12 protein-coding genes are annotated in these 12,477 nt (G+C 70.0%); 3 read left to right on the forward strand and 9 right to left on the reverse strand.

All coding sequences use genetic code 11. The features are described from left to right. Positions 1–59: 59 nt before the first annotated feature. Positions 60–1,262 (forward strand): MFS transporter, encoded by a 1,203-nt coding sequence (locus AC07SQ_RS12180; protein WP_495271073.1) that lies wholly within the window; start codon positions 60–62, stop codon positions 1,260–1,262. A 64-nt stretch (positions 1,263–1,326) separates the two neighbouring features. Here AC07SQ_RS12180 and AC07SQ_RS12185 read toward each other — a convergent pair whose 3' ends face one another. Further along, positions 1,327–1,728 (reverse strand): phage holin family protein, encoded by a 402-nt coding sequence (locus tag AC07SQ_RS12185; RefSeq protein ID WP_062482043.1) that lies wholly within the window; start codon positions 1,726–1,728, stop codon positions 1,327–1,329. 198 nt (positions 1,729–1,926) lie between these two features. Between AC07SQ_RS12185 and shkS the strand changes: the two genes are divergently transcribed. Next, positions 1,927–3,342 (forward strand): surface-behavior sensor histidine kinase ShkS, encoded by a 1,416-nt coding sequence (gene shkS / locus AC07SQ_RS12190; RefSeq protein ID WP_070061585.1) that lies wholly within the window; start codon positions 1,927–1,929, stop codon positions 3,340–3,342. 149 nt (positions 3,343–3,491) lie between these two features. Here the strand turns inward: shkS and AC07SQ_RS12195 are convergent, their stop codons facing one another. The 8 genes from AC07SQ_RS12195 to AC07SQ_RS12230 all read right to left on the reverse strand — a co-directional run bounded on the left by AC07SQ_RS12195 (position 3,492) and on the right by AC07SQ_RS12230 (position 11,409). After that, on the reverse strand, positions 3,492–4,094 hold the full coding sequence (locus AC07SQ_RS12195) for a LuxR C-terminal-related transcriptional regulator (RefSeq protein ID WP_056578680.1): 603 nt from the start codon (positions 4,092–4,094) through the stop codon (positions 3,492–3,494). A 76-nt stretch (positions 4,095–4,170) separates the two neighbouring features. Next, positions 4,171–5,502: a tryptophan--tRNA ligase gene (locus tag AC07SQ_RS12200; protein ID WP_495271072.1), complete on the reverse strand. Its 1,332-nt coding sequence runs from the start codon at positions 5,500–5,502 to the stop codon at positions 4,171–4,173. Between the two features lie 17 nt (positions 5,503–5,519). Beyond that, entirely contained in the window at positions 5,520–6,191 is a 672-nt protein-coding gene (locus AC07SQ_RS12205; protein WP_062482125.1) for a site-2 protease family protein, read from the reverse strand. Positions 6,192–6,234: 43 nt separating this feature from the next. Continuing rightward, positions 6,235–6,870, reverse strand: coding sequence for an L-threonylcarbamoyladenylate synthase (locus AC07SQ_RS12210; RefSeq protein WP_095744107.1), 636 nt, complete (start codon positions 6,868–6,870; stop codon positions 6,235–6,237). Positions 6,871–6,886: 16 nt separating this feature from the next. Further along, the gene (locus AC07SQ_RS12215) at positions 6,887–7,864 is read right to left on the reverse strand and encodes a DMT family transporter (protein ID WP_307694629.1); all 978 of its coding nucleotides are present in this window, start codon (positions 7,862–7,864) and stop codon (positions 6,887–6,889) included. After that, positions 7,861–8,718, reverse strand: a complete 858-nt coding sequence (locus tag AC07SQ_RS12220) for a 3',5'-nucleoside bisphosphate phosphatase (RefSeq protein WP_495271071.1) — start codon at positions 8,716–8,718, stop codon at positions 7,861–7,863. The genes AC07SQ_RS12215 and AC07SQ_RS12220 overlap by 4 nt, the downstream gene beginning before the upstream one ends. 120 nt (positions 8,719–8,838) lie before the next feature. Further along, positions 8,839–10,413 (reverse strand): GMC family oxidoreductase, encoded by a 1,575-nt coding sequence (locus AC07SQ_RS12225; protein WP_495271070.1) that lies wholly within the window; start codon positions 10,411–10,413, stop codon positions 8,839–8,841. A gap of 9 nt (positions 10,414–10,422) precedes the next feature. Next, positions 10,423–11,409: a Bug family tripartite tricarboxylate transporter substrate binding protein gene (locus AC07SQ_RS12230; protein ID WP_495271069.1), complete on the reverse strand. Its 987-nt coding sequence runs from the start codon at positions 11,407–11,409 to the stop codon at positions 10,423–10,425. A gap of 107 nt (positions 11,410–11,516) precedes the next feature. Here AC07SQ_RS12230 and AC07SQ_RS12235 point away from each other — a divergent pair, with 107 nt between their 5' ends. Then, a complete protein-coding gene (locus tag AC07SQ_RS12235) occupies positions 11,517–12,461 on the forward strand; it encodes a LysR family transcriptional regulator (protein ID WP_159274417.1) in 945 nt (314 codons plus the stop codon). The last annotated feature ends 16 nt before the right edge of the window (positions 12,462–12,477 follow it).

The following is a 12,477-nucleotide window of genomic DNA, read 5'->3' on the forward strand; positions in this document are numbered from 1 at the left end:
GGTGAACGCCAGCGCGGGCCACCCGGCCAACGCGGGCACAGACGATGGAAAACAACTGAATGACCACCACAACCGCCACCGGGGGCGAGCGCACTGAACGACTGCCCGTGGCCGCCTTGCTGGCCCTGTCGATGACCGGCTTCCTGGCACTGCTGACGGAAACGATGCCGGCCGGCATGCTCTTGCGCATCAGCCAGGACCTGGGCGTGTCGGAAGCGCTCGCGGGCCAGTTCGTGACCCTCTATGCCATCGGCTCGCTGGTTGCGGCCATTCCGCTGACGGCGGCGACGCTGGGCTGGCGGCGCCGACCGTTGCTGATCGCGGCGCTGGTCGCCGTGCTGGCCTTCAACACGCTCACGGCGCTGACGTCGAGCTATGCAGTCGCGCTGGTTGCGCGTTTCATGGCCGGCATGGCGGGCGGCTTGATCTGGGGGATGCTGGCGGGCTATGCGCGGCGCATGGTGCCCGAGCACCTCAAGGGGCGCGCGCTGGCAGTGGCCGGGCTGGGGGCACCGCTGGCGTTGTCGCTGGGCGTGCCGCTGGGGACGTTGATGGGCGCCACGCTGGGCTGGCGCACCGCGTTCGGCGGCATGTCGCTGCTCACGCTGGTGGTGATGGCCTGGGTCTTCCTGCAGGTGCCCGACTATCCGGGGCAGACGGCCGAAAAGCGCGCGCCGGTGCGCCGGATCTTCGTCACGCCCGGCGTGCGACCGGTGCTGGCCGTGCTTGCGCTGTGGGTGCTGGCGCACAGCATTCTCTACACCTACGTGATGCCGTTCCTGGCGCCGGCCGGCCTGTCCGATCGGGTCGATGCGGTGCTGCTGGTCTTCGGCGTGGCATCGCTGGCCGGCATCTGGATCAGCGGGCTGCTCATCGACCGCATGCTGCGCTCGCTGGTGCTGCTCGCCCTCGCGGGCTTTGCGCTGGCGTCGCTGGCCCTGGGCGTCGCCGGCACGCAGCCGGTGGTGGTCTATGTCGCGGTGGCCGCGTGGGGGCTGACCTTCGGCGGCTCCGGGGCCTTGCTGCAGACCGCGTCGGCCGAAGCAGCCGGCCCCGGCGCGGACGTGGCGCAATCCATCCTCGTCACGGTGTGGAACATCGCCATCGCGGGCGGCGGCATCGTCGGTGGCGTGCTGCTGGAGACATCGGGCGTCGGCGCTTTTCCATGGGCACTGCTGGTGCTGCTGCTTCCCGGCCTTCTGATTGCCTGGGCATCGCGTGCGCACGGGTTTCCCACGAAGCCGCACCGGTCGTCCAACTGATTCCGAAGGGCGCGGAGCATTTCGCGCGCACGGGTGGGGCCCGCGAGAAAAGCGGGGGGCTCGCTCAGAGCCAGTTGCCGCCCTGCGGCATCTGGATCTGCTCGGCCGGGTCGCCACCCGTCACGAACGAGCCGATGACGATGCTCAGCAGCGAGACGAAGATGCTCGCGAACAGCGCGGTCCAGAAGCCCGACACCTTGAAGCCCTTCACCAGCGCCGCCACCAGCAGGATCATCAGCGCGTTGATGACCAGCAGGAACAGGCCGAAGGTCAGCAGCGTCAGCGGCAGGGTCAGGAAGATCAGCAGCGGCTTGACGATGGCGTTGGCCAGCCCGAGCAGCAGCGCCGACACGATCAGCGCCGAGGTGCTGTCGAACTTGAGTCCCTTGAAGAGATGGCTGGCGACCCACAGCGAGATGCCGGTGATGGCCCAGTGGACGAGGAAAGGGGTGATGTTGTTCAGCATGGCGTGCGGTGTGTGTCGGCAGCCCGCATGGTAAACGGGGCGTCGCGGCGGACCGCTGCGCGGGGCGGGCGGATTTTCTGCGGTTACTTCCCGAAACCATGGCCGACAGGCCGTTAAGATCGCGAACTTCCGGCGTCTGCGCAGGCGCCTGTCTCCATCTTTCTCTGGTTTGGCCGAATCCACCACGGTCATGCATCCATGGCGAATGCGTCGATCGCAAGCGTGACACCCGCTCCGGCGTCGGCCGACGAGGCCGAGTCGTGGGTGCGCGGAGAACTCATCCGCAGCCTGATGCGCTCGGCGCGCGGCTCCTACCTCGTCTCGGCGGCGCTCATGCCCGCCATGGTCGGCCTGAGCTGGGGCCACGTGCCCCGCTGGGAGCTGCTGACCTGGCTGGCCGCCGGCATCATCGCCACCGCCTGCCGGGCCTGGGGCGCGCGCGTGTACGCCGTGCGCTATGCCGGGCGTAGCGCGGTCGCGCAGCAGCAGTTCACCGACCGCTACGGCTTCGTGTGGAGCACCAGCGCGGTGGTCTGGGGCTGCTCGGTGCTGCTGTTCTTCGAGCGCACGCCGCAGGTCAACCAGTTCATGAGCTGGCTCATCGTGGCCGGCGTGGGCACCTTCCCGCTCAACGGGCTGGCGCTGCACCCGCCGCTGCTCAAGCGCTACGTCAACACGCTGTTCATCACCATGCTGGGCGCGGTGCTGGTGCGCCTCGTGGCCGTCACCATGCAGCACCCGCATTTCCAGTACGGCTACCTCATGCCGCTGCTGCCGGCGCTGCACTGGTTCCTGCTGCTGCGCGCCGGCCGCAACATCCATGAGACCGCGCGCAACAGCCTGGAGCTGCTGTTCCACAACCACATCCTGATCAAGTCGCTCACGCAGCAGCGGCAGGCGGCGGTGTCGGCCGTGGCCATGAAGAACCGCTTCCTGGCCAGCGCCGCGCACGACATGCGCCAGCCCGTGCTGGCGCTGTCGCTGTACGCCGACTGGCTGCGCAACGAGCCCGAGCTGGTGCTCGAACTGGCCCCGAAGATCGTGCGCGCCACCCATGCGGTGAACGCGCTGTTCGACTCCATGTTCGACCTGGCGCGCATCGACGCGGGCCAGGTGCGCCTGCACATCGAGCGCGTCGACGTGGCCGAGCTGCTGCACGACCTGGAGCTGCAGTACCGCCCCGTGGCTGAGAGCCGGGGGCTGGACTTCCGGGTGCACGTGACCGAGGGCTCGTTCCTCACCGACCCGATCCGCGTGCGCCGCATGATCGGCAACCTGCTCGCCAACGCCATCAAGTACACGACCGAAGGCGGCGTGCTGCTGGCTGCGCGCCAGACCCGCGAGGGCATGCGCGTGGAGGTGTGGGACACCGGCATCGGCATCGCGCCCGAGCACCTGCGCGACGTGTTCCTGGAGTTCTACAAGGTCGCCGACCATGCCGGCACCTCCGACGGCTTCGGCCTCGGCCTGGCCATCGTGGCGCGGCTGTCGCACGTGCTGGGCCACCCGGTCAGCGTGCGCTCGCGCCTGGGCAGCGGCAGCGTGTTCCGCGTGGCGCTGCACGACGCCGACGAGGCGGTGGCGCAGGCGCGGGTGAGTGCGTCGGGCGGCTGAGCACGAGAGCGACGCGCCCATAAAAAAAACCGCGCTGTTGCGCGGTTTTTTCCTTCCAGTAACACCGAGGAACCGGCTCTGCCGGGCCTCAGGTGTTGCCCCCTGCAAGGGGGAGGGAGAAGCGACACGAAGTGCGCGAAGCCTGGGGGTTAGCCAGAGAGCAATCCATTCGTCCGTGCATAGTGCAAGGCCTGCGTACGGCTCTTCACGCCCAGACGGCGGAACAGGCGCCACAGATGCACCTTCACCGTGTGTTCGCTGATCTCCAGGTCGGTCGCGATGTCGCGGTTGCTCATGCCCTTGTCGAGCATGGCGATCAGCTGGGTCTGGCGCTTGGAGAGCTTGCCGCTGTTGGCGGCCGGCATCTCCTCGGTGTCGTCTTCCGATCCGGCCATCAGCAGGCCGCGCAGGGCGGCTGCCAGCTCGTTGGAGCTGGCCGACTTCTCGATGTAGGTATCAGCGCCAGCCTCGATGCAGGCGTCTTCCATGTCGGCGGCCGGGGCTGCCGAGTACACGGCGATCGGCACGTTCGGGTAGACCTGCTTGACCGCGATCACGCCCGAGACGCCATTGGTGTCCGGCAGCTTCAGGTCCAGGCAGAAAAGAGTGGGCGCGCCACGCTGCTGGACCGAACTGGCGAGCTTGTCGAGCCGCTCGAGCTCGACGATGTTCTCGGCGGGGCGCAGGCGACGCAGGACCATCACGATCGCGTCGCGCATCAGGGGGTGGTCGTCGATGACATAAATGCTCATGTTTTCTTCCTTTGTGATCGCACCGTCTTCTCTCTTGTCACACCCGCCGGCGGATGGCCCGCGGGTTGTTGCCGGATCAATGTCCCTGGGTGGTGGACGTTGCCTCCGCCAGTGCCTCCAGCGCCTCGGTGGCGGCGCGAGCCTGTTGCGCGTCGACCGGTTCGAGCTGCGCGGCCAATGCCGTGAGCGCCGCGCCGCGTTGCGCCTGCAAGTCGGCGATGGTACGGCCGGCTTCCTGCGGTGACGCGAATCCACGGCTTTGCAAAAGGGTTTCGCCGCGCGCATCGAGCAGCTTGAAATAGAACAGGCCGTCGGCCTTCTCGCGGTATTGCTTGAAGCTGGGCTTTGCCACCTTGGCGGCCTTGGTACCGGCGCCGTCGCGGCCCGCCGCGAGGTTGCGCAGGCCGACCGCATGGCGCAGCGAGGTCATGAGGGGGCGCGACAGCTTGCGCGCCTTCTCGGCGCCCAGCAGCAGGATGCGCTCGATCTCGGCCGGGTCGTTCATGAGCGCCTCGTAGCGCGCGCGCAGCGGCGCCACTTCGCGGTCGATGCGCTCGAACAGCACCTGCTTGGCGTCGCCCCAGGCGATGCCGTCGGCATACGCCTTGCGCAGCGCTTCGGTTTCCTCGGCGCTGGCGAAGGCCTGGTAGATCTGGAACAGGGCCGAGCCCTCGGTGTCCTTGGGCTCGCCGGGCGCGCGCGAGTCGGTGACGATGCTGGCGATCTGCTTTTGCAGCTGCGCGCGCGGCGCGAACAGCGGGATCGTGTTGTTGTAGCTCTTGCTCATCTTGCGGCCGTCGAGGCCGGGCAAGGTGGCGACCGCATCGTCGATCTCGGCGTCGGGCAGCGTGAAGTGCTCGCCGTACTGGTGGTTGAAGCGCTGCGCCATGTCGCGCGCCATCTCGATGTGCTGCACCTGGTCGCGTCCCACGGGCACCTTGTGGGCGTTGAACATCAGGATGTCGGCGCCCATCAGCACGGGGTACATGAACAGGCCCGCCGTCACGTCGGCGTCGGGCTCTTCGCCCTTGGCGACGTTCTTGTCGAGCTGGGCCTTGTAGGCATGCGCGCGGTTGAGCACGCCCTTGCCGGTGACGCAGGTCAGGAACCAGGTGAGCTCGGTGATCTCGGCGATGTCCGACTGGCGATAGAAAGTGACGCGTTCGGGGTCGAGGCCGCAGGCCAGCCAGCTGGCCGCAATTTCGAGCGTGGAGCGCTGGATGAGCGCGGGCTCCTGCACCTTGATGAGTGCGTGGTAGTCGGCCAGGAAGAAGTAGCTCTCGACGCCGGCCGCGACGCTCTGGCGCACCGAGTGGCGGATGGAGCCGACGTAGTTGCCGAGGTGGGGCGTGCCCGACGGCGTGATGCCGGTCAGGACGCGCAGGGGAGCTGGAGAAGACGAAGCCATGTGACGGAAGGAGAAACTTAGAGCAGCATTGCCTTGAGCGGCGTGATGAGCAGGTTGACCACGAAGTAGCCGGCATCCATCAGCGGGCGCAGCCAGTAGTTGCTGACGATGCCGGCGAGCACCAGCGCCATCACGATGAAGAAACCGTAGGGCTCGATGCGCGCCAGGAAATTCTGCGCCGGGCCGCTGGGCAGCAGGCCGGCCAGCACGCGGCCGCCGTCGAGCGGGGGCAGCGGGAACAGGTTGAAGGCCCACATCACGAGGTTGACCAGCACGCCGCCCTGGCACATCTTGATGAAAAAGGTTTCACTGACGCCGGCCGCGACGATCACGATGAGCAGCACGGCCCACAGGATGGCCTGGATGAAGTTGGAGGCTGGGCCCGCGAGCGCGACCCACACCATGTCGCGCTTGGGATGGCGCAGGCGGTTGAAGTTGACCGGCACCGGCTTGGCATAGCCGAACAGGAAGGCGCCCGAGGTCGCGAAGTACAGCATCAGCGGCATCAGGATGGTCCCGATGGGGTCGATGTGCTTCATGGGGTTGAGCGTCACGCGGCCCATCATGGCGGCAGTGTTGTCCCCGAAGTGGCGCGCCACGTAGCCATGCGCCGCTTCGTGCACGGTGATCGCGAAGATCACCGGCAGTGCGTAAATCAGGACCGTCTGTATCAGATTGGAAATATCCACTGCGCGATTGTGTCAGAGAGGAATGGGGCGGCCGAGCCGTTCGTCAGAGGCCAAGCACCGCGAGCGCACCCCGGCCCTGGCGCACCACGACCGGGTCGTCGCCCGTGCCCATGGGCGTGAGGTCGACCACGGTGGTCGGCTGCGACGGGCAGGCGCCGGCGTCGATGACGGCGCCGATCTGCTTCTCGAAGCGCTCGCGGATTTCCTGCGCGTCGTTCAGCGCCTCGGTTTCGCCGGGGGCGATGAGGGTGGTGGCCAGGAGCGGCGCGCCGTGCAGCTCCAGCAGCTCCAGCAGCACCTTGTGGTCGGGCACGCGCAGGCCGATGGTCTTGCGCTGCGGATGGCTCACGCGGCGCGGCACTTCCTTGGTGGCTTCGAGCAGGAAGGTGTAGGGCCCGGGCGTGGCGGCCTTGAGCAGGCGGTACTGCTTGTTGTCGACGCGCGCGTAGTTGGCCAGCTCGCTCAGGTCGCGGCACAGCAGCGTGAGGTGGTGCTTGTCGTCGACCTGGCGGATGCGGCGCAGCTGGTCGACCGCGTCCTTGTCGTCCAGGTGGCAGGCCAGCGCGTAGCTGGAGTCGGTGGGCACCGCCACGACCTCGCCGCGCGCGAGCAGCGCCACGGCCTGCTTCAGCAGGCGCTGCTGGGGGTTTTCGGGGTGGACTTCGAAGTACTGGGCCATGGTGAATTGCTCCTGATCAGGATTCCGCCGGTTCGATCGGCACGCGCCGCTCGCGCACGGTGAGCCACGCGCCGGCGGCGCCGCACACGGCGATCATCGCCATGCCGATCAGCGAGAAGCGGTCGGGCACGTGAGAAAAGATGAGCCAGCCGCCCAGCATCGCGAAGGCGATCTGCGCGTACAGGTACGGGGTGAGGGTGGACGCCGGCGCGCGCTGGTAGGCCAGGATCAGCATGAAGTGTCCCACCGTGCCCATGAAACCCATGAGGCACAGCAGCGCCCACCATTCCCACGAGGGCAGGGCGGTCCAGGCGAAGGGCACGGCCACCGAGGCCAGCAGCGTGCCGACCCAGCCTGTGTAGAAGTGCATGGTCAGCGGGTTCTCGGTCTGCGCGAGCTTGCTCGTGAGCACCTGGAACCAGGCGTTGGTCAGCACCAGTCCCAGCGGCAGCAGCACGGCCCAGCTGAAGCTGCCGCCGCCCGGTCGCAGGATGACCAGCGTGCCGATGAAGCCGCCGGCCACCAGCGTCCAGCGCAGCGGCGACACCTGCTCCTTGAGCGTGGTGGCCGCCAGCAGCGTGATCACCAGCGGCGCGATCAGCACGATCGACGTGAACTCGGCCAGCGGCATGTAGCGCAGGCTCAGGAAGGCAAAGAGGCTCGAGCCCAGCAGCAGCGCCCCGCGCAGCGCCTGGTAGCGCGGGTGCTGCGTGCGCAGCAGGGCCGTGCCGCGCAGCGGCAGCAGCACCAGCGTGGTGGCCACGGCCTGGAAGGCATAGCGGAACCACACGCCCATGAGGATCGGCACGGCCAGGGTCGAGTACTTGGTGGCGGTGTCGAGCGTGGCGAAGCAGGCCACCGCCAGGATGACCAGCCCGATGCCCGCGAGGATGCGTTCGGATTCGGTGCGGCGGCGGGTTTGCGCTGCGGCGCGTGCCTGGGCCAGCGCGGCGGTGGCCGCGCTGTCGATGCCGGGCCCGGGGCTCTGGCTCACTGCTGGATGCGGTGGCCGAGCAGTTCCCACACCGGCGTGAGGCTGCCGGGCAACGGTGGCAGCTTGCCGAGATCGCAGTGGCTCTCGTCGGGGCTGTGGAAATCGCTGCCGCGCGAGGCGGCGAAATCGAACTCGAGCGCCTTGTCGGCGTACTCGACGAACTCGGCCGGCGTGTGGCTGCCCGTGACGACCTCGATCGCCTGGCCGCCGTGCGCCTTGAATTCGAGGAACAGCGCGTACTCCTCGTTGGCCGTGAACTTGTAGCGGCCCGGGTGCGCGATCACGGCCATGCCCTTGGCGGCGGTGATCCAGTGCACGGCGTCCTTCAGCGAAGCCCAGCGGTGCGGCACGTAGCCCGGCTTGCCTTCGGTGAGGAACTTGCGGAACACCTCGGGGGTGTCGCGGCAGTGGCCCTGCTCGACCAGGAAGCGCGCGAAGTGCGTGCGCGAAATGAGTTCGGGGTTGCCGACGAACTTGAGCGCGCCTTCGTAGGCGCCGTGGATGCCGACCTTGGCCAGCCCCTCGGACATTTCCTGCGCGCGCTTGCCGCGACCACCGCGCGTGTCGTACAGGCCCTGCGACATGGCGGCGTCGTCGGGGTCGAAGCCCAGGCCGACGATGTGCACGGTTTCGTTCGCGAAGGTCACCGAGATCTCGGTGCCCGTGAGGTAGCGCATGCCGTTTTCGCGCGCAGCCGCGGCGGCGCGGTGCTGGCCGCCGACCTCGTCGTGATCGGTCAGGGCCCAGAGTTCCACCCCGTTGGCCGCCGCGCGGGCGGCCAGCTCTTCGGGCGTCAATGTGCCGTCGGAGACCACGGAGTGGCAGTGAAGATCGGCATTGAGAGTAGAAGACACCGGCCGATTCTAGGCGCTCTCGCCCGCCGACACCGGCGTGTGGATGCTTCGCTGTGCTACTAGATAAATAGCATTAACCTCATCGCCCAAGCGGCTTGGCGCGTGCCGTCCTGTGGCCGCTCAGGCGCGCAGGTCGTGCCTGACGAGGTCGGCGGCGCGCTCGGCGATCATGATGATCGGCGCGTTCGTGTTGCCCGACACCAGCCGCGGCATCACCGAGCCGTCCACCACGCGCAGCCCTTGCAGGCCATGGACCCGCAGGCGGGCATCCACCACCGCGGCGCCGTCATCGGCGGGGCCCATGGCGCAGGTGCCCACCGGATGGAAGATGCTGCCGCCGCGGCGGCGCACCCAGTCCAGCAGCTGCGCGTCGCTGGCCAACGCGGGCCCGGGCTCGTGCTCCTGCGCCAGGTAGCGCGCCAGCGGCGGCGCGGCGGCGATCTCGCGCATCTTGCGCACCAGCCGCACGGCCAGCGCGCGGTCGGCTTCGTGCGACAGGTAGCGCGGCTGGATCGACGGCGCCGCCAGCGGATCGGCCGAGCGCAGCATGATCTCGCCGCGGCTGTGCGGGCGCAGCAGGCAGGCCGACAGCGTCACGCCCGGGAACGGATGCGGCGGCTGGTGCGGCCGCTCGAAGCTCACCAGCCCGAAGTGGATCTGCGCATCGGGCCACCCCGCGGCGTCGTCGCCCGCCGCAAAGAAGGCGCCGGCGCGGTAGACGCCGCCGTTCAGCGCGCCGCCGCGCGTCAGCAGGTAGCGCATGAACTCGCGCGCGCTGCGCCAGCGGCTGTGGGCGATGTCGTTGAGCGTCTCGATGCCCTGGCAGCGGTAGCTGGGCCGCACCTGCAGGTGGTCCTGCAGGTTGCGGCCCACGCCCTCGAGCGGCGCCACCACCGGCAGGCCCAGGCGGCCCAGCAGCCCGGCCGGCCCCACGCCCGAGAGCTGCAGCAGCTGCGGCGACTGGATGGCGCCGGCGCTCAGGATCACCTCGTGCCGCGCCGAGACGCGTTCGGCCTTGCCGTCGCGCACGCACTCGACGCCGACGGCACGCCGCCCCTCGAAGCACACGCGGGTCGCCTGCGCGCCCGACAGCACGCGCAGGTTGGGCCGGCCCCGCGCCGGCGCCAGGAAGGCCCGCCCGGTGTCCATGCGCCGGCCGTGGCGCGTCGTCATCCGGAAGTAGCCGGCGCCGCTGTTGTCGCCGCCGTTGAAGTCGGCCGTGGGCGCGATGCCGGCGTGCGCCGCCGCGGCGATGAAGGCATCGGACAGCGCATCGCGCGGCAGCGCGGACACCCACAGCGGCCCATCGGCCGCGGGCTGCGACCGGTCGAAGTAGGGGCGCACGCTGTCCCAGTCCCAGCCCGGGTTGCCCAGGGCGGCCCACTGGTCGTAGTCGGCGCGGTGGCCGCGCAGGTACAGCATGCCGTTGATGAGGCTGGAGCCGCCCGGCCCCCGCCCGCGCGGCCAGGGCAGGCGGCGCTGCGCCATGTCGGGCTCGGGGTCGGTCTCGAAGCGCCAGTCGTGCCGGGGGTGGCCCACCGTCTTGAAGTAGCCGATGGGAATGCGCAGCCACGGGTTGCGCGAGGGGCGCCCCGCCTCGACCAGCACCACCTGCAGCGCGGGGTCTTCGCTCAGGCGGGCGGCCAGCACGCAGCCCGCCGAGCCGCCCCCGACGATCACGATGTCCGCCTGCATCGTGCGTGCTCAGTCGGCCTTGATGCCGGCGTTGCGGCCCAGGCGCAGCCACTTGTCCGACTCGGCCGCCAGCACGGTGCGAAAGCGCGCCGGCGTCATCGGCTCCGGCTCGAGCGCCAGCGTGGCCAGGCGATCGCGCACCTCGGGCGCGGCCAGCGCCTTGGCGAGCGCATCACTGAGCCGCTCGACGATTTCGCGCGGCGTGCCGCTGCGCACCGTCATGCCGTCGAAGGAGCGCAGCTCGAAGCCCGCGTAGCCCTGCTCGATCATCGTGGGCACGGCCGGCAGGGCGGGCAGGCGGTGCGCGCCGGTCACCGCGAGCGCGCGCAGCTTGCCGGCCTGGATGTGGGGCAGCGCCGCCGACGCGGTCAGGAACATGGTGTCCAGGCGCCCGGCCAGCAGGTCGCCCACCGCCATCGGGAACTGGTTGTACGGCACGTGCGTGAGCTGGCTGCCGGTCTGCTGGGCGAACAGCGCGCCGGCCAGGTGCGCCGGCGTGCCGTTGCCGCCGGAGCCGAAGCTCAGCGTGCCCGGCCGGGCCTTGGCCGCGGCCTCCAGTTCGCGCGGCGAGCCCAGCGCCGAGGCGGCGGGCGCCACCAGCACGTTGTAGCTCCAGGCCGTCATGCCGACCGGCTCCAGGCTCTTGAGAAGGTCCAGCGACTGGCCCGGGAACAGCAGCGGCGCCACCAGCGAGGCCGACGACAGCATGTAGACCGTGTAGCCGTCGGCCGGCTGGCGCAGCACCTCGCCCAGGCCCACGGTGCCGGCCGCGCCCGGCCGGTTCTCGACGAACACGGTCTGGCCCAGTCCGCCGGCCATGCGCTCGGCCACCACGCGGCCCGCCACGTCCGCCGGCGTGCCGGGCGCCCACGGCACGATCAGGCGCACGGGCCGGGACGGGTACGCCTGGGCCGCGGCGCCGGCGGGCAGCAGGCCGGCCAGCAGGGCGGCGGCCATGAGGGCGGCGCAAAGGGATCGCTTCGTCGGTTCGGTCATCGCGGGTCTCCGGGGTGCCAGGGCGGTGGGCGGATTCTGGGCAGGCCGGGGGAGGGCGACAAATGAGAAATCCGAGCGTACTCATACCGTTGCCGATATAAATGGCCATGGCCTCCTTCCTGGAACGAAACCTCACGCTGCGCCAGCTGCGGCTGCTCAGCCAGCTGGGCCGCACGCTCAGCCTGAGCAAGTCGGCCGAGCTGCTCAACACCACCCAGCCCGCGCTGTCGCGCACGCTGGCCCAGCTCGAGGCCACGCTGCAGGTGCGCCTGTTCGAGCGCACCACCAAGCGCATCGCGCCCACGGCGGCGGGGCTGAGCATGGTCCGGCACGCCGACCGCGTGCTGGGCGAGCTGATGCTGGCCGAGGAGTCGCTGCGCGACCTGCGCGTGGGCGTGAGCGGCGAGTTGCGCCTGGGCGTGCTGCCCGTGTTCTCAGCGCAGCGGCTCGCGGCTGCGCTGCTGCAGGCCTCGCAGATGCTGCCCCACGTGCGCCCGATGGTGCAGACGCTGGAGATCGAGGACCTGCACGGCGCGCTGCAGGACGGGCGCATCGACCTCATGCTCGCGCACGCGGAGTGGACGGTCGACCTCAACCGCGTCGAGGTCACGCCGTTGTACGAGGAGTTCAGCAGCATCGTGGCGGCGCCGCGGCACCGGCTGGCGCTCAAGCGCGCGCCGACCTGGGCCGAGGCCGCCAACGAGCGCTGGGTGCTGCCGCCGCACCGCACGCCGCTGCGGCCCAAGCTGGACCGCATGCTGTCGGTGCACCGCCGCCCGGGCGGCCCGCATCCGGCCGACATCCAGGCCGACTCGGCCCCGCTCGCGCTGCACCTCGTGCGCAGCTCGGGCCTGCTGTGGGCCACTGCCAACCATTACGCCGAAGACTTCGAGCGGCGCGGGCTCGTGCGCCGCATCGCCATGCCGGGCGAACTGCTGCGCGGCCCCATGTGCGCCTTCCGCCTGCGCAGCGAGGCGATGAACACGCCCACGCGCGTCTTCCTGCAATGCATGCAGGACGCGGCCGCCGCGCCGCTGCCGCCGTCGGACTGACCGGGCGGGCGGGCGG

The organism is Variovorax sp. GW821-FHT06D12 (genome assembly GCF_059419205.1).

Bases quoted from the DNA above. Each gene is read 5' to 3' on its own strand.
- AC07SQ_RS12180 (WP_495271073.1), top strand. From the start codon at position 60: ATGACCACCACAACCGCCACCGGGGGCGAGCGCACTGAACGACTGCCC.
- AC07SQ_RS12185 (WP_062482043.1), bottom strand. From the start codon at position 1,728: ATGCTGAACAACATCACCCCTTTCCTCGTCCACTGGGCCATCACCGGC.
- shkS (WP_070061585.1), top strand. From the start codon at position 1,927: ATGGCGAATGCGTCGATCGCAAGCGTGACACCCGCTCCGGCGTCGGCC.
- AC07SQ_RS12195 (WP_056578680.1), bottom strand. From the start codon at position 4,094: ATGAGCATTTATGTCATCGACGACCACCCCCTGATGCGCGACGCGATC.
- AC07SQ_RS12200 (WP_495271072.1), bottom strand. From the start codon at position 5,502: ATGGCTTCGTCTTCTCCAGCTCCCCTGCGCGTCCTGACCGGCATCACG.
- AC07SQ_RS12210 (WP_095744107.1), bottom strand. From the start codon at position 6,870: ATGGCCCAGTACTTCGAAGTCCACCCCGAAAACCCCCAGCAGCGCCTG.
- AC07SQ_RS12225 (WP_495271070.1), bottom strand. From the start codon at position 10,413: ATGCAGGCGGACATCGTGATCGTCGGGGGCGGCTCGGCGGGCTGCGTG.
- AC07SQ_RS12230 (WP_495271069.1), bottom strand. From the start codon at position 11,409: ATGACCGAACCGACGAAGCGATCCCTTTGCGCCGCCCTCATGGCCGCC.
- AC07SQ_RS12235 (WP_159274417.1), top strand. From the start codon at position 11,517: ATGGCCTCCTTCCTGGAACGAAACCTCACGCTGCGCCAGCTGCGGCTG.